General features: G+C 56.3%; 21 protein-coding genes. 2 read left to right on the top strand and 19 right to left on the bottom strand.

Going from position 1 to position 20,143, the window contains the following annotated elements; genetic code table 11:
- Nucleotides 1-172: 172 nt before the first annotated feature.
- Genes ntrC through dusB form a run of 3 tightly spaced genes read right to left on the bottom strand, consistent with a single transcriptional unit; the run spans nt 173 to nt 3,752 of the window.
- Nucleotides 173-1,624, bottom strand: coding sequence for a nitrogen regulation protein NR(I) (gene ntrC, locus MUU53_RS14135; RefSeq protein ID WP_062554792.1), 1,452 nt, complete (start codon nt 1,622-1,624; stop codon nt 173-175).
- 32 nt (nt 1,625-1,656) lie between these two features.
- Entirely contained in the window at nt 1,657-2,757 is a 1,101-nt protein-coding gene (locus MUU53_RS14130) for a two-component system sensor histidine kinase NtrB (protein WP_247261466.1), read from the bottom strand.
- Nucleotides 2,754-3,752 carry a tRNA dihydrouridine synthase DusB gene (dusB, locus tag MUU53_RS14125; RefSeq protein WP_247261465.1) on the bottom strand — a complete coding sequence of 333 codons (999 nt, stop codon included), beginning with the start codon at nt 3,750-3,752 and terminating at the stop codon, nt 2,754-2,756. The genes MUU53_RS14130 and dusB overlap by 4 nt, the downstream gene beginning before the upstream one ends.
- 185 nt (nt 3,753-3,937) lie before the next feature.
- Between dusB and MUU53_RS14120 the strand changes: the two genes are divergently transcribed.
- Nucleotides 3,938-5,143, top strand: coding sequence for a bifunctional 2-C-methyl-D-erythritol 4-phosphate cytidylyltransferase/2-C-methyl-D-erythritol 2,4-cyclodiphosphate synthase (locus tag MUU53_RS14120; protein WP_247261464.1), 1,206 nt, complete (start codon nt 3,938-3,940; stop codon nt 5,141-5,143).
- Complete coding sequence (locus tag MUU53_RS14115) at nt 5,140-5,637, top strand: CinA family protein (protein WP_247261463.1); 498 nt, start codon at nt 5,140-5,142, stop codon at nt 5,635-5,637. The genes MUU53_RS14120 and MUU53_RS14115 overlap by 4 nt, the downstream gene beginning before the upstream one ends.
- Here the strand turns inward: MUU53_RS14115 and MUU53_RS14110 are convergent.
- The 16 genes from MUU53_RS14110 to MUU53_RS14035 all read right to left on the bottom strand — a co-directional run bounded on the left by MUU53_RS14110 (nt 5,610) and on the right by MUU53_RS14035 (nt 20,141).
- Nucleotides 5,610-6,074: a type II toxin-antitoxin system RatA family toxin gene (locus tag MUU53_RS14110; RefSeq protein ID WP_247261462.1), complete on the bottom strand. Its 465-nt coding sequence runs from the start codon at nt 6,072-6,074 to the stop codon at nt 5,610-5,612. The genes MUU53_RS14115 and MUU53_RS14110 overlap by 28 nt on opposite strands.
- A 337-nt stretch (nt 6,075-6,411) precedes the next feature.
- Entirely contained in the window at nt 6,412-7,386 is a 975-nt protein-coding gene (gene lipA, locus MUU53_RS14105) for a lipoyl synthase (RefSeq protein WP_247261461.1), read from the bottom strand.
- Between the two features lie 19 nt (nt 7,387-7,405).
- On the bottom strand, nt 7,406-7,654 hold the full coding sequence (locus tag MUU53_RS14100; protein ID WP_247261460.1) for a GlsB/YeaQ/YmgE family stress response membrane protein: 249 nt from the start codon (nt 7,652-7,654) through the stop codon (nt 7,406-7,408).
- Between the two features lie 75 nt (nt 7,655-7,729).
- Entirely contained in the window at nt 7,730-9,175 is a 1,446-nt protein-coding gene (gene lpdA / locus MUU53_RS14095) for a dihydrolipoyl dehydrogenase (RefSeq protein ID WP_247261459.1), read from the bottom strand.
- Between the two features lie 87 nt (nt 9,176-9,262).
- Nucleotides 9,263-9,526: an HP1242/YdcH family protein gene (locus MUU53_RS14090; protein ID WP_247261458.1), complete on the bottom strand. Its 264-nt coding sequence runs from the start codon at nt 9,524-9,526 to the stop codon at nt 9,263-9,265.
- An 85-nt stretch (nt 9,527-9,611) separates the two neighbouring features.
- Entirely contained in the window at nt 9,612-10,250 is a 639-nt protein-coding gene (locus tag MUU53_RS14085; protein ID WP_247261457.1) for an SGNH/GDSL hydrolase family protein, read from the bottom strand.
- Between the two features lie 18 nt (nt 10,251-10,268).
- Complete coding sequence (locus tag MUU53_RS14080; protein ID WP_247261456.1) at nt 10,269-11,591, bottom strand: pyruvate dehydrogenase complex dihydrolipoamide acetyltransferase; 1,323 nt, start codon at nt 11,589-11,591, stop codon at nt 10,269-10,271.
- A gap of 15 nt (nt 11,592-11,606) precedes the next feature.
- Entirely contained in the window at nt 11,607-13,016 is a 1,410-nt protein-coding gene (locus MUU53_RS14075; RefSeq protein ID WP_247261455.1) for a pyruvate dehydrogenase complex E1 component subunit beta, read from the bottom strand.
- Between the two features lie 15 nt (nt 13,017-13,031).
- The gene (pdhA, locus tag MUU53_RS14070) at nt 13,032-14,078 is read right to left on the bottom strand and encodes a pyruvate dehydrogenase (acetyl-transferring) E1 component subunit alpha (protein ID WP_165135863.1); all 1,047 of its coding nucleotides are present in this window, start codon (nt 14,076-14,078) and stop codon (nt 13,032-13,034) included.
- Nucleotides 14,079-14,223: 145 nt separating this feature from the next.
- A complete protein-coding gene (locus MUU53_RS14065) occupies nt 14,224-14,541 on the bottom strand; it encodes an FtsB family cell division protein (RefSeq protein ID WP_062554391.1) in 318 nt (105 codons plus the stop codon).
- A gap of 147 nt (nt 14,542-14,688) precedes the next feature.
- Entirely contained in the window at nt 14,689-15,963 is a 1,275-nt protein-coding gene (gene eno / locus MUU53_RS14060; protein ID WP_247261454.1) for a phosphopyruvate hydratase, read from the bottom strand.
- Between the two features lie 111 nt (nt 15,964-16,074).
- Nucleotides 16,075-16,926: a 3-deoxy-8-phosphooctulonate synthase gene (kdsA, locus tag MUU53_RS14055; RefSeq protein ID WP_247261453.1), complete on the bottom strand. Its 852-nt coding sequence runs from the start codon at nt 16,924-16,926 to the stop codon at nt 16,075-16,077.
- Nucleotides 16,927-17,000: 74 nt separating this feature from the next.
- Nucleotides 17,001-17,666, bottom strand: a complete 666-nt coding sequence (locus MUU53_RS14050; RefSeq protein WP_247261452.1) for a hypothetical protein — start codon at nt 17,664-17,666, stop codon at nt 17,001-17,003.
- Nucleotides 17,667-17,701: 35 nt separating this feature from the next.
- Nucleotides 17,702-18,541 carry a VOC family protein gene (locus tag MUU53_RS14045; RefSeq protein ID WP_247261451.1) on the bottom strand — a complete coding sequence of 280 codons (840 nt, stop codon included), beginning with the start codon at nt 18,539-18,541 and terminating at the stop codon, nt 17,702-17,704.
- A 171-nt stretch (nt 18,542-18,712) separates the two neighbouring features.
- Nucleotides 18,713-19,027 carry a hypothetical protein gene (locus MUU53_RS14040; protein ID WP_247261450.1) on the bottom strand — a complete coding sequence of 105 codons (315 nt, stop codon included), beginning with the start codon at nt 19,025-19,027 and terminating at the stop codon, nt 18,713-18,715.
- Nucleotides 19,028-19,217: 190 nt separating this feature from the next.
- Nucleotides 19,218-20,141 (bottom strand): phage protease, encoded by a 924-nt coding sequence (locus tag MUU53_RS14035; RefSeq protein WP_247261449.1) that lies wholly within the window; start codon nt 20,139-20,141, stop codon nt 19,218-19,220.
- Nucleotides 20,142-20,143 lie beyond the last annotated feature (2 nt).

The following is a 20,143-nucleotide window of genomic DNA, read 5'->3' as shown; positions in this document are numbered from 1 at the left end:
TTAACCCCAATCCCAGCCCCTGCACTCAAACAGCGACCAACGCGCTCATTTCGCAAAAACGACCGCATCCGGGATGCGACTCGATCTGTCTTCTGCGTTGCTATTGAGCAACGCATTGTGGCGAAAATGCAACGAGCCCTGATCCTATGTCAAGCTCGAAGGGCAAGGGCGGCTACACGGTCCGCGAGCTGCGGTAAACCGAAACGCCTAATTCGCGGATCTTCTTTCGCAAAGTGTTGCGGTTGAGCCCAAGCAGATCCGCTGCCTTGATCTGGTTTCCTCTCGTTGCCGTGAGGGCGGCAAGAATGAGCGGATATTCCATTTCTGTCAGAACGCGGTCGTAAAGCCCCGGCGGCGGTAATGCCTCGCCGAAGCTTGCGAAATAGGTCCGCATATTTTCTTCGACCGCCTGGGCAATCGTCATGTTATCCGGTCGCGCACCCATTTTCTCGATCGGACTGTCAGGAACATCGGATCTGAGCTCCGTATCGATAATCTCGCGCGTAATGACTTCCTGTGGATAGAGCGCCATTAACCGGCGCACCAGGTTCTCCAGTTCGCGAACGTTTCCGGGCCACGCATAGGCTTTCATCAGATCCAGCGCTTCCGTGTCGAATCGCTTGCCATCAAGGCCCTGCTTTTCAGCCTGCTGCATGAAGTGACGAACGAGATCCGGAATGTCTTCAGCGCGGTCCCGCAAGGGCGGCAAGCGCAGCGGCACCACATTCAGGCGATAGTAGAGATCCTCGCGGAACAGTCCCTGATTGATGAGCTGCTTCAGATCCTTGTTGGTTGCGGCCACGATACGGACATCGGTACGGATCGGAGTCCGACCACCCACCGTCGTGTACTCCCCCTGCTGAAGAACGCGCAGCAGCCGCGTCTGGGCGTCCATGGGCATATCGCCGATTTCGTCCAGGAAAAGCGTTCCACCCTCAGCCTGCTCGAAGCGACCGGTCGAGCGGTTCTGCGCGCCGGTGAACGCACCCTTTTCATGTCCGAAAAGTTCGGATTCGATCAGGTCTCGCGGAATGGCCGCCATGTTGATGGCAACGAAGGGGCCATTCCGCCGCTTGCCATAATCATGCAGCGCCCGTGCCACGAGTTCCTTGCCGGTGCCGGACTCGCCGGTAATCATCAACGTCAGGTCCGTCTGCATGAGTCGGGCCAGAACGCGGTAGATTTCCTGCATCGCAGCCGAGCGGCCGACCAGCGGCATGCCGTCCTGCATGTCGTCATCCAGCTTGGCTGGCTTGCGCTTCGGCTCGGAAAGCGCCCGCCCGATGATGGCAATCAATTCGGTCAGGTCGAACGGCTTCGGAAGATAATCGTAGGCGCCCTTCTCCGATGCCTTGATGGCGGTCATGAATGTGTTCTGCGCGCTCATGACCAGAACCGGCAGATCGGGGCGTGACTTCTTGATGCGCGGAAGCAGATCGAAAGCGTTCTCATCCGGCATGACAACGTCGGTCACGACTAGATCACCCTCGCCTGCTGAAATCCAGCGCCACAGCGTGGCAGCGTTCGAGGTGATGCGCACGTCGTAACCGGCACGTGTCAGCGCCTGGTTCAATACGGTCCGGATGGCCGCATCGTCATCTGCGACAAGGATGGTAGCAGTCATTTCAAACTTCCTGTCGTGTTCAGCAGCGACCTTCAAGCCTGAAGGTCATCTCCCTTGTGCATGGGCATGAGTACGCGAAAGACCGTCCGGCGCGCCTGGCTGTCGCATTCGACGATACCGCCATGGCCACCGATGATCTTTGCGACAAGCGCAAGGCCGAGGCCCGAGCCGTTGGTTTTCGTGGTAATGAATGGATCGAACAGATGGGGCAGAAGATCACTCGGCACGCCCGGTCCGTTGTCGATGACACAGAACTCCAGTGGAAGAGAGATCTTTTCCCGCGTACCGGCGACGGAGAGGCGAATACCTGGCCGATAGGCAGTGGTCAGCATGATCTCGCCATCCTGCTGGTCGCCAATCGCTTCGGCAGCGTTTTTGATCAGATTGAGAAACACCTGCACGAGTTGATCACGGTTTGCATAAACGGACGGGAGCGAGGGATCATAGTTTTCGCTGATCTTGATATCGCGCGCGAAACCGGCCTTCGCCACAGCCTTTACGTGATCGAGTACGGAGTGAATGTTGAGCGGAACCCGGTCCACAGGACGTTCATCCGAAAACACTTCCATCCGATCCACTAGCGAAACGATCCGATCGGTTTCATCACAGATCAATCGGGTCAGCGCACGATCATCGTCTGCGACCGATGTTTCGAGCAACTGGGCCGCACCGCGGATGCCAGAAAGCGGATTCTTGATCTCATGCGCAAGCATGGATGCTAGGCCTGTTACAGACCGTGCCGCTGCCCGGTGGGTCAGCTGACGGTCGATCTTGTCCGCCATGCTTCTTTCCTGAAACACAATGACGACACAGGCCGGATCCGTCACCACAGGCGCGACATACAGGTCCACCAGCTTTTCCTGGCCAAGACGCGGAGATGAGAGATCGACACGGTATTCGTTGACCGGCGCACGACGCTCCCGCACCTGATCGATCAAAGCCAGAAGCGGGCTGCCAAAAGGAATGAAGGTTGAGATCTTGTTCTTGGCGAGATGCGTTGCGCTGGCGCCGAAAAAAGCTTCGGCCTCCCAGTTTGCGAAAACGATCCGCCCTTCCTGATCGACCATGATCACTGGGTTCTGAACTGAATTCAAAACCGCCATGGCCAGTTTGTCGGTTGCTTGCGGGCTCATGCGGCCTCCCTACGCGCAGGAACCGCGCCTTTGATCATTACGTCTTCCAACACCCTTACGACACGAGCAGGATCACTCTCTGTCATTAGGTTCGCTTTTACATCTCCCGGGACGCCGATCGTGTTGCGATCGATATACCAGCCGACATGTTTGCGGGCATGGCGCAGACCAGCCTCCCGCCCATAGAACGCAAGCATCATCTCGTAGTGTTCGCAGGCAACCGACGCCTTTTCGCGGACATCAGGCTCCCGGGCACCAGCAAGAACGCCTGCATGCCAAGGACGACCCTGCGTGCCTCGCCCAGTCATAACAGCATCCGCACCGGATGCTGCCACGATGTTCTGCACGTCGTCTGCTGTCTCGACATCGCCATTGGCCACAAGCGGAATGTGAAGAACGTCCCGAACCGCGTGAATGGCGGACCAGTCCGCACGACCTTCGTAAAACTGCATCCGTGTCCGCCCGTGCACGGTAATCATTGCCACCCCGGCGTCCTGCGCTCGCTTTGCGATCAGGGGCGCGTTGAGCGAATTTTCATCCCAGCCCAACCGCATCTTGACTGTGACGGGCACGCGAACAGCACTAACCACAGCTTCCACAAGGCTCAGTGCATGGTCTGGATCCCGCATGAGGGCAGAACCGGAATATCCACCGGTCACCTTCTTTGCGGGACAGCCCATATTGATATCGATGATGTCAGCTCCCTCGCCCTCGACAATCCGGGCGGCTTCGGCCATCCAGTGCGCCTCGCGGCCTGCCAGCTGCACCATATGTGGGCGAATGCCGGTACTTTTCAGCCTCTCCCAGGATTCACCCTTGTTATGGACGAGTTCCCGGCTCGCGACCATTTCCGTCACGACCAGTCCTGCGCCATAGCGCCAGGCAAGTTGCCTGTACGGGAGATCCGTCACGCCCGACATCGGAGCAAGCACGATCCGGTTCCGGATCTCGACCGGTCCGATGGAGAATGGCGCTGCGGGATTGAATGGACTCAATTGATGATCTTTCGGGCATCGGAAATTTCTGCCCTATTTTTATTCATTGATTTAGGTTTTGCCAAGAGCGTTTTCGCGAATGCGTCATTTATGGGCGCGAGGCTGGAAAATAGGGATTTGAAGCTGTAGTTCTGCGGTGTCAATCAGAGGATGAACTGAAAAGCAATGTGCGATGGGCGGCAAACATGAGGATCGGCGTTGTTATTGTGGCAGCAGGCCGTGGCGAGCGTGCCGGCGCGCCTGAGCAAGGGCCCAAGCAATACCGGTCCATCGGTGGGCTGCCCGTCATTCATCACACCTTGAATGCATTTCTTACGTGGCAGCCAAGCCATCAGGTCGTCTCAATTATTGCTGTCATTCATCCGGATGATACCGACTTGTTCGCCACAGCAATTGATGACCTCAGTAATGCTAACCGCATAAACTCGGTCATAGGCGGTGCGACGCGTCAGATGTCCGTCCTGGCCGGCTTGAATGCATTGAAGGGATCAGGCGTCACACATGTCATGATTCACGACGCGGCCCGTCCCTTTGTCGAGCATCAGTTGCTCGATTCCATCGCAGACATTCTTGCAGAGGGCGCAGCCGGCGTTCTTCCCGCAATAGCGGTGACAGACACATTGAAGCGGGCAGATGCATCCGGCGTCGTTGAGGAGACGTTGCCCCGGGCAAACCTCTATGGCGCGCAAACGCCGCAAGGGTTTCGCTTCGAAGCGATTCTTACCGCTCATGAGGCTGCTGCGACGAGCGGCAGGACAGATTTTACCGACGATGCTTCCATCGCAGAATGGGCCGGAATAGCCGTGAGGCTTTGCCCTGGCACATCAAGCAACGTGAAGCTAACCACCGCACAGGATATTGCAATGGCAGATGCCAAGCTCAAGACTCAGGAACGATTCCCCGATGTCCGGACCGGAAACGGCTATGATGTACATCAGCTTGTTCCGGGCGACGGGGTCAAGCTTTGCGGTGTGTTCATTCCGCATGACCAAAAGCTCAGCGGTCATTCGGATGCGGACGTTGCATTGCATGCCTTGACGGACGCGCTTCTGGCAACATGCGGCGCAGGTGATATCGGCGACCATTTCCCTCCGTCAGATCCGCAATGGAAAGGCGCTGCCTCTCGGATTTTTCTGGCGCACGCGGCGGAGATTGTCCGTGGAAAAGGCGGCATCATCACCAATGCCGACATCTCCTTGATTGCAGAAGCACCAAAAGTCGCTCCCCATCGCGACGCCATGCGCCAGAACCTGTCGGAAATATTGGCAATCTCGATCGATCGGTGCTCTGTTAAGGCGACCACCAACGAGAAAATTGGCTTCATTGGCCGCAAGGAAGGCATCGCGGCAATCGCGACAGCGACCGTGGTTTACGGGGTCATTGAGGAATGAACCAGATGCCCCAGGAAATTGTCGAACTTGCGAGGTTAGTGATCGAGCTGAATTCTTACCGCCGGACCAGAATTGCGACCGCCGAGAGCTGCACGGGCGGTCTGATCGGTGCCGCATTGACGGAAATCGCCGGTTCTTCCGCTGTTGTTGATCGGGGCTTCATCACCTACAGCAACGATGCAAAAATGGATATGCTGGGTGTTACAGCAGAGACCTTGCAGCAATTCGGCGCCGTTTCGCGCGAAACCGCCTTGCAGATGGCCAAGGGCGCACTCATCCGCTCCAATTCACATCTGTCCGTTGCCGTAACAGGAATCGCCGGACCGGGTGGGGCGACGCCGGAAAAGCCAGTTGGCTTGGTCCACCTCTGCGCCGTTCATCGGGATGGTCGCATGATCCACAGGGAAATGCAGTACAGCGATATCGGACGAACAGAAGTGAGACTGGCGACGGTTACGACCGCACTTCAACTGCTTGCGGAATTATCGGCCTGATACACCTTGTCAGCACGCGCTTCGAACGCTTCAGCAAACATGCGGAATGCGCGATCAAACATGGAACCCATGACAGCGCCGAGAATCCTGCTTTTGAACTCGTAGTCGATCAGGAAGTCAACAATGCAGCCCTCCGGCGATTCCCGGAAGCGCCATTGATTGTCCAGATACTTGAACGGACCTTCGATGTATTTCACATCGATCACCAACTCGGCTGGATTGAGTAGCACCTGCGTGGTGAAGGTTTCGCGGATCGCTTTATAGCCAACGGTCATGTCAGCAACCAGTAACGTCTTACCATCGCGCTCTTTGCTCGAACGCACCGACAAGGCTTCGCAGAGTGGAAGAAACTGCGGATACTTCTCAACGTCTGCGACAAGCGCGAACATATTTTTGGGGGAATGGCGAACGGCACGGTGGTTTTCAAACTTTGGCATGTTGTTCAGCTAATATCGGATAGGCTTCAAGACAAGTGACAGTTCGCCGCGATCAGTTGAAACATCGGCCGATACCTCTAATTAGCCATGATCAAGGTGGATCAGGCTCAAGCCTGAGCTGACACCTGCCCCTCCCCAGACTCTTCGAAATCGGCATATGGCAGTATGGATGATACACTTAAACTGATAAGACACCTCAAAAAGGCAGACGACATCGCCGAAAAAATTGAGGAACCTATGTTGTCATACCTCATCAGGATGGCTTTGGATGAGGCTAGGACCATAAGGTTCAACCAATCGCCGCCGCCTGCATCGAACGACACTACGTAGCCATGTCCTACTCCGCAGCAGCAAGCAATTTTCTTGCACGCGCCTCACGCAGACGCGCGAAGTCATCACCAGCATGATGCGAAGAGCGCGTTAGGGGGCTGGATGAAACCATCAGGAAGCCCTTCGAATAGGCCACGGTCTCATAAGATTTGAACTCTTCAGGAGTAATGAATTTCTCGACCTTATGGTGCTTACGCGTCGGCTGAAGATACTGGCCGATCGTGAGGAAATCGACGTCTGCTGTACGCAGATCATCCATCAACTGCAAAACTTCGTTGCGCTCCTCGCCCAGCCCAACCATGATACCGGACTTCGTGAACATGGTTGGATCCAACTCCTTCACACGCTGCAACAAGCGAATGGAGTGGAAGTAGCGCGCGCCCGGGCGGACCGTCAAGTAGTTGCCCGGAACCGTCTCGAGGTTATGGTTGAATACGTCCGGCTTGGCGGCTACTACTCGCTCCAGAGCTCCCGGCTTCTTGAGGAAGTCAGGTGTCAGGATTTCGATCGTCGTCGAAGGAGAAGCCTCACGAATGGCCCAAATGACCTTTTCGAAATGTTCGGCACCACCATCATCCAGATCGTCACGATCCACCGAGGTGATCACGACGTGGCTAAGCCCCATCTGCTTGACGGCCTTGGCGACATTGGCAGGCTCTTCGAGGTCAAGCGCATTTGGCTTGCCGGTTGCCACGTTGCAGAATGCACAGGCGCGCGTGCAAATCTCGCCCATGATCATGAAAGTGGCATGCTTTTTATCCCAGCACTCGCCGATATTGGGACAACCCGCCTCTTCGCACACAGTCACCAGCTTGTGGCTACGCACAAGCTCCCGCGTTTCCTGATAGCCCTTGGACGTGGGCGCCTTCACGCGGATCCATTCGGGCTTGCGCATGACCTCGGTATCCGGGCGATGCGCCTTCTCCGGATGGCGAACACGCTTGGCATCATCACCGGACATGCGATCAAGAATAGTGACCATTGTAAATTGCTTTCTTAGGCTAGCGTCTCACAAGTTTTGCGACGAATAGCAGACCGCAGGCACCAAGGAAACCGCTTACGAGGCCACCCCAGGCGCCGGGCTCGACCCAAATGCCTGCCCGTTCCAGGATCGCAGTGGCTAAAGCTGCCCCCACTACACCTATCACGATATTCATGAATACGCCGAAGCGCAGATTCATCAGCATGCCTGCCAGCCAGCCGGCCAGACCGCCAATGATAATGGTTCCGAAGAAACCGAGACCTTCCATGCAGCGTCCTCCTTTGCGGACACGATATGGGCTTGGCCTCGCGCGGTTACAATGCCGCCCGAGGCCGATTTGGCATCAGGCATTCAGGACTTTGCCATAGGCGTCGAGAACGCTTTCCTTCATCATTTCCGAGAGTGTCGGATGCGGGAAAATCGTATGCATCAGCTCTTCTTCAGTCGTCTCCAGGTTCATGGCGACAACGAAGCCCTGGATAAGCTCGGTGACTTCTGCACCCACCATATGTGCGCCCAGAAGCTCGCCCGTCTTCTTGTCGAAAATGGTCTTGATCATCCCCTGATCTTCGCCGAGAGCAATGGCCTTGCCGTTTGCCGCAAACGAATAACGGCCAACACGAATATCGCGGCCCTGCTCCGTCGCCTTGGCCTCTGTGAGACCAACCGAAGCAACTTGAGGGTTACAGTAGGTGCAGCCCGGAATCTTGGCCTTGTCCATTGGATGAACGCCCGGAACACCGGCGATCTTTTCGATGCAGATGACACCTTCATGCTCGGCCTTGTGAGCCAGCATCGGAGGACCGGCCACATCGCCGATTGCATAGAGACCCGGAATGTTCGTCTTGCCGTAGCCATCAATCACGATGCAGCCGCGATCGGTTTTAACGCCCAGTGCTTCGAGGCCGAGATTCTCGATATTGCCCTGCACACCGACCGCAGAAATCAGGCGATCTGCAGTGATCTGTTGAACCTTGCCATCCTTGGTCTCGACATGAGCGGTAATGGAATTGGCACCCTTTTCGACCTTGGAAACCTTGGCTTCCGTAATGATCTTCAGACCGCGCTTCTCAAGCTGCTTGCGAGCAAACGTGGAAATTTCCACATCCTCGACCGGCATGATGTTTGCCATCAGCTCGACGACGGTGACGTCCACGCCCATGGAACGATAGAAAGACGCAAACTCGATACCGATGGCGCCGGACCCCATGACAACGATCGACTTCGGCATGAAATCAGGCTTCATGGCTTCGAAATAGGTCCAGATCAGCTTGCCATCCGGCTCGATACCCGGCAGTGCGCGCGGGCGGGCGCCGGTCGCCACAATAATATGCTTCGCGGTGTACGTACCTTCACCCAAGACACCCTTGGGAACCGGATTCTGCGGCTGAACGGCGGGCTTGGACGGCGCACCGACGACAATCTCGCCCGGCTTGGTGAGTTTCGCTTCACCCCAGATTACATCAATCTTGTTCTTCTTCATCAGGAACGCAACGCCGCCGTTCAGACGGGCGGAAACGCCTCGCGAACGTGCAACCACATCCTTGACATCAGCCGTCATGGTGCCGTTGAGCGTCAAACCATAGGACTTTGCATGATTGGCGTGATCGAGGATTTCAGCAGATCTCAGCAACGCCTTCGTCGGAATGCAGCCCCAGTTCAGGCAGATACCACCCAGGTGTTCGCGCTCGACGATCGCCGTCTTCAAACCGAGTTGGGCAGATCGAATGGCCGTTACATAGCCGCCGGGGCCGGAGCCGATAATGATCACGTCATAGGATTGAGCCATGGGTGCTTCCACTCCTTCAGAACCTAATTCCTGCAAGCTTCTGGCTTGCCTTGTTGTTCTCTCGGGAGTGGAAGCGTTAGAGCCGGATCAGGCCTCTTCTGAGGCCAGCGGCTCCGCCCGCGTCAACATCCCGCTTATTTCATCCTTCAGGGTCATCCGGCGCTTCCGCAGATCCGCCATATGGAAATCATCGCAGGGTTCGATGTTTGTCTCGCCCAGATGAATTCGATGATTGACCTCTTCGTATTCCTTCGAAATCCGGTGAAAATGGCCGTCTGTCTCTCGCAGGTGGCGCATCTTGCCCAGATGCTCCGGAAATTCTTCTGCAAGCTGATGTGGCGTATGTGTCATGATTACCTCCGTCTTGTGACTTCGATACCCATGCTACCTTCTGCGGATTCCTACTCCTTGACCCTGATCAAACTTCTCAAGGACCTCACAGCCCAAGCATCACACGCACGACCGGCTCGATAGCCCGACCGATAGCACGCGTATTCTCGGCATCCAGATGGATACCATCCAGCGGTGTCGTCACAGCAACCGAACCTGCGTCAAAAAAACCGCAGCCCGTCTCATCCGCCAGGTCTCGATACAAAGTCGCCAGCATCGCCGACTCATCGAGTGAGCCACGAAACATGGCTGCAAAATGGGCATTCGCCGTCTCGCAGGTCTTCGGCGGCGAAACCAAGAGAATATCCGGGGCGTCATAATCGAAGCCCCAGACATGATGGCGAACAAGATCAACGAGACGCTTCATGCCGCTGGCTGCCAGATTGGCAGAGCCCGCAATGCCTCGCTTCATGTCGTTCGTGCCAAGCATGATCACCACGAGATCTACCGGCTTATGCGTTTCGAGAAGGCTCGGCAGCAGCTTCGCCCCGTTTCTCTCGCAGTCGGCCAGATGATCGTCATAGGCGGTGGTCCGGCCATTCAAGCCTTCAGCGATGACCCGGACACCATGTCCAAGCGATTTCTGCAATACGCTCGTCCAACGATCCTCATAGGCGTGACGACCCAGGTTCACCGGGTCGTACCCCCATGTCAGGCTATCGCCAAATGCGAGAACGGATTTCATACCGCCGCCTTTCTGGTCTTATACCAGCATGCCCATCGGGTTCTCGATGTAACGCTTGAACGCACCGAGTAACTCGGCACCCAGCGCTCCATCGACCGCACGGTGGTCGGTTGAAAGCGTCACGGTCATGACGTTTGCAACCTTCATCTCGCCCTTTTTAACGACGACACGCTCTTCACCGGCACCAACTGCCAGAATGGTCGCATGCGGTGGGTTGACGACGGCGGCGAAGTTCTTCACGCCCATCATGCCCATATTGGAAACCGCGGTCGTACCACCCTGATATTCCTCGGGCTTCAGCTTCCGCTCCTTGGCGCGCTTGCCATAGTCCTTCATCTCGTTCGAGATCGCTGACAGGCTTTTGGTTTCAGCCTTGCGAATGATCGGCGTGATCAAACCACCCGGAATGGAAACGGCAACGCCAACATCCGAGTGCTTGTGCTTGACCATGGCGCTATCCGTCCAGGAAACGTTTGCATCCGGCACATCACGCAGAGCCAGAGCAAGCGCCTTGATCACCATGTCGTTGACTGAGAGCTTGTAGACCGGCTTGCCATCCTTCTCAGGTGCGGCAGCATTGAGCTGTGCACGCAGAGCGAGGAGAGAATCGAGTTCGCAATCCACTGAGACGTAGAAATGCGGGATCGTCTGCTTCGACTCCTGAAGGCGCTTGGCAATCGTCTTGCGCATGCCGTCATGCGGCACGAGTTCGTAAGAGCCCTGTTCGAACAGCTTGAGCACGGCTTCGTCGGAAGCGCCCTTGGACGGCGCAGGCGCTGCGGCGGGTGCCGGAGCAGCAGCCGGCGCAGCCTTGGCAGAACCACCCGCGGCAGCCTTTTCGACATCCGACTTCACGACACGGCCCTTGGGACCCGATCCGGAAACCTTGGAAAGATCGAGACCAGCCTCTTTGGCCAGACGACGCGCTAGCGGGGAAGAGAATACGCGATCGCCGGAAGACGCAGGAGCTGATGCCGCCTCTGCCTTTGGCGCTGGAGCGGCAGCAGGTGCCGCCTCGGCCTTCGGAGCAGGTGCGGCTTCCGCCTTGGCAGCTGGAGCAGCAGAAGCGCTACCAGATGCAGCGGCGGAAACATCCTCGCCTTCCTCAGCAAGGATTGCGATCAGGGCATTGACCTTCACGCCTTCCGTGCCAGCAGGTACGACGATCTTGGCGACCACGCCCTCGTCGACGGCTTCCACTTCCATGGTTGCCTTATCGGTTTCGATCTCCGCGATGACATCGCCGGACTTGATCTTGTCGCCTTCCTTCACAAGCCACTTGGCGAGGTTGCCCTCTTCCATGGTGGGAGAGAGGGCAGGCATCGTGATATTGATCGGCATGAGCCTACCCTCCTCTTACTTGTAGCAAACAGCTTTGACGGCCTGAACCACTTCGCCGACGTTCGGCAGAGCGAGCTTTTCGAGGTTGGCCGCGTAAGGCATCGGCACGTCCTTGCCAGCAATCGTCAGGACCGGCGCATCGAGATAATCGAATGCTTCGCGCTGAACCGAGTTGGCAATGAAGTCACCGACAGACGACTGCGGGAAGCCTTCCTCGATCGTAACGAGACGACCGGTCTTCTTGACGGATTCGATGACGGTCGGCAGATCCATTGGACGAATGGTCCGCAGATCGATCAATTCGACATCGATACCGGCCTTCTCCAGTTCAGCAACAGCCTTGACCGCATAGGTCATACCGATGCCCCAGGAAACCAGCGTTACATCCTTGCCCTTGCGATGAATGCGCGCCTTGCCGATCGGCAGGACGAAATCATCGAGCTTCGGCACGTCGAACGACTGGCCGTACAGGATTTCGTTTTCCAGGAAGATCACTGGATTCGGGTCACGAATCGCGGCCTTCAAAAGACCCTTCGCATCTGCAGCCGTATAGGGAACGACGACCTTAAGGCCCGGAATGTGGCTATACCAAGCGGCATAATCCTGGCTGTGCTGGGCAGCGACGCGGGCAGCAGCACCGTTAGGGCCGCGGAACACCATCGGCGCACCCATCTGGCCACCGGACATATAGAGCGTCTTCGCAGCGGAGTTGATGATCTGGTCAATCGCCTGCATGGCGAAGTTGAATGTCATGAACTCAACGATCGGCTTCAGACCAGCCATTGCGGCGCCGACGCCGACGCCGGCAAAGCCATGCTCGGTGATCGGAGTATCGATGACGCGGTTTGCGCCGAACTCCTGAAGCAGGCCCTGGGTAACCTTATAGGCACCCTGATATTCGGCAACCTCTTCGCCCATGACGAATACGTCGGGATCCCGGCGCATTTCTTCTGCCATGGCATCGCGGAGAGCTTCGCGAACGGTGGTCGACACCATTTCGGTTCCAGCCGGGATATCCGGATCAGCCGCAACATCAACCTTCGGCTGGGCAGGAACCTTGCTGTCAGCAGCAGCGGTAGGCTCATCCGCACTTTCGCGCGCTTTGCCACCCGATGCATCAGAGGTTGCAGCAGGCGTGTCGGCATCAGCCTTCGGCGCAGCAGCCACGGCATCGGCACTTTCGCCGTCTTGCAGCAGAATCGCGATTGGCGTGTTGACTTTCACGTTCTCGGTACCGGCAGCAATCAGCAACTTGCCGATAACGCCCTCGTCCACGGCTTCCACTTCCATGGTCGCCTTGTCGGTCTCGATCTCGGCAATCACATCACCCGAGGTGACCTTGTCACCTTCGTTCTTGAGCCACTTCGACAGAGTGCCTTCTTCCATGGTCGGAGAGAGGGCGGGCATAAGGATATTGATAGGCATGGGTTCCCTCCCCGATTAGAGCAGAATGTCGGTGTAGAGCTCGGATACATCCGGCTCCGGATCGCTCTGTGCGAAATCGGCGCTGTCTGCGACGATATCACGGACGTCCTTGTCGATCGCTTTCAGCTCATCTTCGGTCGCCCAGCCCTTTTCGAGAAGGCGCGCACGAACCTGCTCGATCGGATCGTGCTCGGAGCGCATCTTCTGGACTTCGTCCTTCGAACGATACTTCGCCGGGTCCGACATCGAGTGGCCGCGGTAGCGGTATGTCAGCATTTCAAGGATGATTGGGCCCTTGCCAGAGCGGCAATGCTCCATCGCCTCGTCGGCCGCAGCCTTGACGGCGCGAACATCCATGCCATCGACCTGATAACCAGGAATACCGAAGGACGCTCCACGCTGGGAGAAGTCCGTCTGCGCGGAAGCGCGCGCGACCGAGGTGCCCATGGCGTAGCGGTTGTTCTCGATCACGTAGATGACCGGCAGCTTCCACAGGTTGGCCATGTTGAAGCTTTCATAGACCTGACCCTGGTTGGCAGCGCCATCACCGAAGTAGGCGATCGAAACGTTGTCATTGCCGCGATACTTGTTGGCAAAGCCAAGACCTGTACCGAGAGAGACCTGCGCACCGACGATGCCGTGGCCGCCATAGAAATGCTTTTCCTTGGAGAACATGTGCATGGAGCCGCCCTTCCCCTTGGAATAGCCGCCCCGACGCCCCGTCAACTCTGCCATGACACCGCGTGCCGTCATGCCGGTTGCCAGCATGTGACCATGGTCGCGGTAACCGGTGATGACCTGGTCCCCTTCCTTCATCGCCATCTGCATGCCGATGACGACTGCTTCCTGGCCAATATAGAGGTGACAGAACCCGCCGATGAAGCCCATGCCATAAAGCTGGCCGGCCTTTTCCTCAAAGCGGCGGATGAGCAGCATCTCGCGATAGGCGCTCAGCTCGTCGTTCTTGTTGAATTCGGCGATCGTGCCGCCGTTGAAGTCTTTCTTTGCAGGCTTCGCAGCCGCCTTACGGACGGGTGCGGACGCGGATTGCTTCGGCGCCATTCATAACCTCCCTGCGCGTTTGTTTGGTTGCGCGTACCATAGGGAAGAATTCACGCCTCAGCAATGCCATAAATGCATGGCTCACATGATAATCAACTATCTGAAATCACTAAGAAAAAGTTGATTTAACCAATTTTAGGTTAATTCAGAAATAGCTGCGAAAAACGGTGATCTCGTCTTTGCGAGAAACATTGAGCTGGTATCGCGCAATTTCGTCCAGCATGTCCTTTTCCAGCGAACCGTCGCTCAACAGGCGAACCTGCCGTTCCAAAGCCTCCCGCTTTGCTACCAGCTTTTCAAGCGCAACGGCTCTCTCCACCCGAGTGCGCTCGAATTTCTCCGTGGCGATCAGTCCGAGATCACCATGAATGGAATGATAACTGAAATAGGAGACGAAGGCGATGGTAATAGCGGGAAGGACCAAACGCCCCAGTTTTCGTTCTTTATGATGCTTGGTCCACATATCGATTTCCTGACACGCATTACGGTTTGCAGACTGCCAGAGTTTACTTAATCAATCGTTGACCATGAATGTCGGTTGGACGCGGACAACAAAAAAGGCGGCAACCGCAATGGGTTGCCGCCTCGAAATCGCGAGCGGAAGAAAGAATTATGCGCGCAGGATCGAACGACCTGCGTAGGCCGCCTGCGGACCCAGCATTTCTTCGATACGAATCAGCTGATTGTACTTGGCGAGCCGGTCCGAACGGGCCAGCGAACCGGTCTTGATCTGACCGCAGTTGAGCGCAACCGCCAGATCGGCAATCGTTGAGTCTTCCGTTTCACCGGAACGATGAGACATGACCGCCGTATAGCGCGCCTTGTGAGCCGTCTCGACAGCGTCCAGCGTTTCGGAGAGCGAACCGATCTGGTTGACCTTCACGAGGATGGAGTTGGCGACCCCCATCTTGATGCCATCACGCAGGCGAGCAGAGTTGGTCACGAAAAGATCGTCGCCGACGAGCTGGACCTTGGATCCAATCTTGTCGGTCAGAGACTTCCAGCCAGCCCAGTCGTCTTCGGCCATGCCGTCTTCGATGGAAATGATCGGATAATTGCCAGCGAGCTCTGCAAGATAATCTGCCATGGCTTCCGGCTCGAGCGTACGGCCCTCACCTTCCAAAACATACTTGCCATCCTTGAAGAATTCAGTCGATGCGCAATCCAACGCAAGGAACATGTCTTCGCCAGGCTTGTAGCCAGCTTTTTCGATCGACTTCATGATGAAATCGAGAGCCGCCGGTGCACTTTCGAGGCCGGGCGCGAAACCACCTTCATCGCCGACGTTGGTGTTATGGCCCTGTGCCGCAAGTTCCTTCTTGAGAACGTGGAAGACTTCCGAGCCCATGCGTACGGCGTCGCGGATGTTTTCCGCACCGACCGGCATGATCATGAATTCCTGGAAATCGATCGGGTTATCGGCATGCGCACCGCCGTTGATGATGTTCATCATCGGAACCGGCAGCAGGCGGGCGTTCGGACCACCGACATAACGGAAGAGCGGCAGGCCAGAGGCTTCTGCGGCGGCCTTGGCAACGGCAAGCGACACACCGAGGATAGCATTCGCACCGAGGCGAGACTTGTTCGGCGTGCCGTCGAGCTCGCGCATCAGGTTATCGATTAGAATCTGGTTTTCAGCGTCGTGACCGCCAACCGCATCGAAAATCTCGCCGTTGACGGCTTCGACAGCCTTTTCGACACCCTTGCCGAGATAACGCTTGCCACCGTCGCGAAGCTCGACCGCTTCATGCGCACCCGTGGATGCGCCGGAGGGAACAGCCGCACGGCCCATGCTGCCATCTTCGAGGTGGACATCAACTTCAACGGTCGGGTTGCCACGGCTGTCGAGAATTTCGCGCGCGATAATGTCCGTAATAGCTGTCATAAGCTCATCCTGTGCTGTGCGGTGAAAGTATGTGCCTGTCTTACCCAACAAGGCGGAAAATACAATGGCACGCGTATGACAGCTCGATCTTCAAGCTGCCATGGGGCGCCACTAGGCAGAACGCTTGGCTACGGCATCGAAGGCCATCAATGTCTCCAGCAAACGCGGAAGGTCCTGAAGCTTGACCATGTTCGGCCCGTCAGAAGGTGCATTGTCGGGATCCTGATGGCTTTCGATGAAAACGCCGGCAACACCGACGGCCACAGCGGCGCGCGCCAGTGTCTCGACGAATTCGCGCTGTCCGCCGCTAGAACCGCCCTGCCCGCCCGGCTGCTGGACGGAGTGGGTTGCATCGAAGATGACCGGCGAGCCCATGGCGGCCATGATGGGCAATGAACGCATGTCGGATACAAGCGTGTTATAGCCAAACGATGCGCCGCGTTCGCACAGCATGACGTTCGGATTACCGCTCTCCGTGAACTTGGCCTGCACGTTTTTCATGTCCCAAGGGGCCAGGAACTGCCCTTTCTTCACATTGATCGCCCGACCTGTCTTGGCTGCAGCAACGAGAAGATCAGTCTGCCTGCACAGAAAAGCAGGAATCTGCAGAACATCAACGACCGGCGCGACCTCTGCACACTGCTCTTCGGTATGGATATCGGTCAGGACCGGAAAACCGAATTCTTTCTTGAGGTCGCTGAAGACCTCCAACGCTTTCTCCAATCCGATACCTCGCTTGCCGGAAAGTGACGTACGATTAGCCTTGTCGAAGGAGCTCTTGTAGACGAGCCCGATACCCAGCTTGTCAGCGATCTCCTTGATCAAACCTGCCATCATGAAGGCGTGGTCGCGACTCTCCATCTGACACGGACCGCAGATCAAAGAAAGCTGGCCAGAATTTGAAAAACTGACAGCCGCTGCCCCCTCACCAACGGAAACAATGGAATTGGCAACCACGCTCATGTTTCTTCCTAACCTGTCAAATCAAGCCGCATGGGCAACTGCGGCGGCAATAGCAGCCGCCGCGTTGACTGTCATCACGGTGCAGGACTAAATGGCTGCGGTTTAAATGCAAGCACCTCGGCTGTGTAATTCTCTACGACTGTGCTGAACGGAATCCCGTCGGCAGTTGTCAGGAAGGCTTTGTGACGGAGAACGTGGGAAGGTATTTCAAGCGAGGCGCCCCCTGACGTTGGGATCGCAATGCCCATTTCCCACCTCTCAGGAAGCGGCTGCCAAAGAAGCTCGGCTGCAACTGTGTGCCGCTGAAATTTCAGCGGCTGTACAACCCGGCCAAAGGGCGCGTCGGAACCGTTCAGGGCTTTGTTCATATCTTCGGTAAGCCGTGATGGAACATACCAGTTATCTGCTTCCGAAAGGATGCGTTCGCCACAGACGAGACGAACGCGGCGATAGGCGACCGGCTCGCTCTTATTTACCTTAAGAATTGAGCGTATCTCCGCAGTAACAGGCTTTTCTGTCGATTTATCGCGTTCGGCACGCACCTTCTGCCCCTGCGCAAGCCCGTGTTTTTCGCACCAGCGGTCAAGGGTCAAGGTGGCGCTATCGTTACTGAGGAGTTCCGAGTTCAACGTTTGCAAGACGGCCAGCGCCTGAAGCCGCATTACAGGCGTGTCAGGCCATTTTGGGGTGGCATCGGCATGAGCCTGGCTGCCGAAGATGATACAAAACAAAACGGTCATTACTTCCAGTCGCGTCAAGCAGCCCCTCGAATTCATTATTTCTCCTTCTCTTCAAATACTAATGTGGCGCCCTGGCCGACGGCTGGCAACACAATCAGTCTCCGGCCATCACGCTGATAGGCTGCCGCAGCACGATCAAAAAGACTGGCAGTTAATTCAAGATCTGCAACATGGAATATGATTGCGTCTGCCGTGATGCCAGACTCCGGTTCGGCGGGCCGCAAGATTATGCTCGCGTTTTTCAACACAAATGAGAATACACTGCCGGTTGCAACGGGTTCTGTTCCGAAAAAACGACCAAGAACATACATTGATTGTTGATTGGTGCAGCCCGACGTCAGCAGACGCGACACCCCCTGAACCCCATTTGGATGCGCCGTCCCAAGTCCCGAAGGCAAGGCCGACGCGTTCAATCGTTCACAAACGAAACCGAAGAAATGCTCTGAACCCAAATCTGCAAATGCGAGACGAAAAGCCGCCGTCCTTACTAAACCATCTCCCCCAATAACTTCGCGTGAGAAATCAAGTCGTGGACCGCCGCCGATTCCATGTTCTAGAAAGTAAGCATGGTCACGTTCGGCATCCTTCGATTTGAGAACGATGGCAGAAAGTCCCTCGCCTCCGCTGCTAAGGCGAAAGCGCCGGTCCCTGGCGACAAACGTGTTTTGCGCAGCTATTGCTGCAGCAGCCTCCGCTTCATCCGAAACGGCAAGAGGCTCCAGATACGTTCCGTCAGAAAAGAAAACGCAGGCATTCGAGGTTCCAAAAGGATGTTTTGCTTCAGCCTCGACCTGGAATCCCAGTTGAAGCAGTCGCGCACGTGCCACTCGAAGCGATTCGACAGGCAAGACGAGATGATCGATTTCAGCAAACATTGATTTTCCTGGCTCAGAGACAGAATTTTCCGTCAAAGGAACATTATTTGTATGATGTGTATGTAACCACTAATCTGGAATTCCGGGCTTTCTGCTGGAATTAGACCGATATTTTGCAGGATTGTTCAAGCTTATCCGCTTCATTTCAATATCCCACGAAGGCAGCCGAAATCACGGATGTAACGGTCCTCTCATTTTTTGGACAAAACGGAAAATGGATGAAGCTGATGGCGCATCGGCACCGAAACGCTCCACGCACGCCTCATGCAGTTTCGCCATCGTCATCGTTTTCGCCCGCTCCAGAATGAACTCTGCCAATGGTGGATTAAGGCCGATTCCTGAGCGAGATACTGCACGATACGAACTAATGCGCTGCACCGCGGCGGCTCTTGTCAGGCGCTCGTACTCGCTAACAGAAATCGTGACTGTTTCACCAGATACAGCGAGTTTGCCACACTGTTCGCATTTTTCCAGATCGTGTGCCATACCAGTAATCCTTCCCTAAGTGATATATCCCCGACGAAGCAGCGGCGGCGAGCTTCGCCGGGAATATGTTGGCTCACGTTCAAGCCGGTTTCGAAGCCTCGTCAACGGGGATTTGCGAAGCTTCGAGAATCCTACCCCCAGTACATCCGTGGTGGGTAGAAAATGGGCGAGCATCCTTTGTGCTTGATAGCTAAAGCAGGGCTTTCGGATCGAGTCCAAGCTGTGCCGCTAGTCGATGCGCATCAGTGTTTAATGTTTCTGGCTTCGCAGCCGTGAAGCCTTTTGCAGCAGCTTCCATCTCGCGAGTGATTGCAGGCTGCGAAAGGTAGGCGAATGGCGTTCCCATCTTTGTGCAAAACTCGTCGAAGAGCGACGCGCTGGAATTTGCGATGGTGATACAAAAGTCTTTCAATGCTGGCGTTACCGTGCCGAGCTTGATCGCCTGTTCAACCTTGGCCTCTACGCGGCTGTTTCGCGCCGTTATAACCTCTGTTGAAAGGGTTTTCATGACGCCTTGAAGGCCGGTTATGATGGCCTCAGTGCCATCCGCTTTCGCGGTAAGCGTGGCGACCTTGGAAGCAATCTCCTCCGTAGTCGCGTCAAGGTTCAATCCCAGAGCGGCGGCTATCTTGCTCTCGAACACTGTGAGCGGCTCCTTATGGCTGGTATCAGCCGACGCCAATACGGCCATCGCGACGGCAGGTGCGGCCACCAAGGATGCAGAGTGTAGCCAGATGGCTTTGCCGGTGACCTTGTCCAGAGAAAGAGCGGGCGAGATGAAGCGGTGCGTCTTTTCCGCCAATATCCTTTCACCTTCAGGTAGCCAGCTAACACGCCCCCAAAGACCATCATCGCGAGCCTCAAGCTCTTCGATCCAGCCAACGGCAGGAGCCGGATCACCGACCGCCGCCTTCTTCACCGTGGCATGGTCCACGTCCACTGGAATAGGGATACCGTCAGACTTGAACCGCTCGACAAGAGTTTCGGGGGAGGCGTCAAATGCTCGACCGTCCCTGCCATCAAACTTGCCTCGTGGAACAAGCTTAATCCACAATGGCGCGGTGCCGCTGGTGGGTTGAATAGACAGGGTGGCAACTCCACTGAAAACCTGCATGG

It is taken from the genome of Affinirhizobium lemnae (genome assembly GCF_022968395.1).
Classification (GTDB): Bacteria; Pseudomonadota; Alphaproteobacteria; order Rhizobiales; family Rhizobiaceae; genus Neorhizobium; species Neorhizobium lemnae.
Note: the sequence above shows the minus strand (reverse complement) of the source record. Positions and strands in the feature narration are given on the sequence as shown.

Bases quoted from the DNA above. Each gene is read 5' to 3' on its own strand.
- MUU53_RS14090 (WP_247261458.1), bottom strand. From the start codon at position 9,526: ATGACACATACGCCACATCAGCTTGCAGAAGAATTTCCGGAGCATCTG.
- eno (WP_247261454.1), bottom strand. From the start codon at position 15,963: ATGACAGCTATTACGGACATTATCGCGCGCGAAATTCTCGACAGCCGT.
- MUU53_RS14130 (WP_247261466.1), bottom strand. From the start codon at position 2,757: ATGAGCCCGCAAGCAACCGACAAACTGGCCATGGCGGTTTTGAATTCA.
- lipA (WP_247261461.1), bottom strand. From the start codon at position 7,386: ATGGTCACTATTCTTGATCGCATGTCCGGTGATGATGCCAAGCGTGTT.
- kdsA (WP_247261453.1), bottom strand. From the start codon at position 16,926: ATGAGCGTGGTTGCCAATTCCATTGTTTCCGTTGGTGAGGGGGCAGCG.
- MUU53_RS14065 (WP_062554391.1), bottom strand. From the start codon at position 14,541: ATGTGGACCAAGCATCATAAAGAACGAAAACTGGGGCGTTTGGTCCTT.
- MUU53_RS14080 (WP_247261456.1), bottom strand. From the start codon at position 11,591: ATGCCGATCAATATCACGATGCCTGCCCTCTCTCCCACCATGGAAGAG.
- MUU53_RS14110 (WP_247261462.1), bottom strand. From the start codon at position 6,074: ATGCCAAAGTTTGAAAACCACCGTGCCGTTCGCCATTCCCCCAAAAAT.
- MUU53_RS14050 (WP_247261452.1), bottom strand. From the start codon at position 17,666: ATGACCGTTTTGTTTTGTATCATCTTCGGCAGCCAGGCTCATGCCGAT.
- MUU53_RS14085 (WP_247261457.1), bottom strand. From the start codon at position 10,250: ATGAAATCCGTTCTCGCATTTGGCGATAGCCTGACATGGGGGTACGAC.
- MUU53_RS14040 (WP_247261450.1), bottom strand. From the start codon at position 19,027: ATGGCACACGATCTGGAAAAATGCGAACAGTGTGGCAAACTCGCTGTA.
- ntrC (WP_062554792.1), bottom strand. From the start codon at position 1,624: ATGACTGCTACCATCCTTGTCGCAGATGACGATGCGGCCATCCGGACC.
- MUU53_RS14100 (WP_247261460.1), bottom strand. From the start codon at position 7,654: ATGGAAGGTCTCGGTTTCTTCGGAACCATTATCATTGGCGGTCTGGCC.
- MUU53_RS14035 (WP_247261449.1), bottom strand. From the start codon at position 20,141: ATGCAGGTTTTCAGTGGAGTTGCCACCCTGTCTATTCAACCCACCAGC.
- MUU53_RS14120 (WP_247261464.1), top strand. From the start codon at position 3,938: ATGAGGATCGGCGTTGTTATTGTGGCAGCAGGCCGTGGCGAGCGTGCC.
- MUU53_RS14045 (WP_247261451.1), bottom strand. From the start codon at position 18,541: ATGTTTGCTGAAATCGATCATCTCGTCTTGCCTGTCGAATCGCTTCGA.
- pdhA (WP_165135863.1), bottom strand. From the start codon at position 14,078: ATGGCGCCGAAGCAATCCGCGTCCGCACCCGTCCGTAAGGCGGCTGCG.
- lpdA (WP_247261459.1), bottom strand. From the start codon at position 9,175: ATGGCTCAATCCTATGACGTGATCATTATCGGCTCCGGCCCCGGCGGC.
- MUU53_RS14075 (WP_247261455.1), bottom strand. From the start codon at position 13,016: ATGCCTATCAATATCCTTATGCCCGCCCTCTCTCCGACCATGGAAGAA.
- MUU53_RS14115 (WP_247261463.1), top strand. From the start codon at position 5,140: ATGAACCAGATGCCCCAGGAAATTGTCGAACTTGCGAGGTTAGTGATC.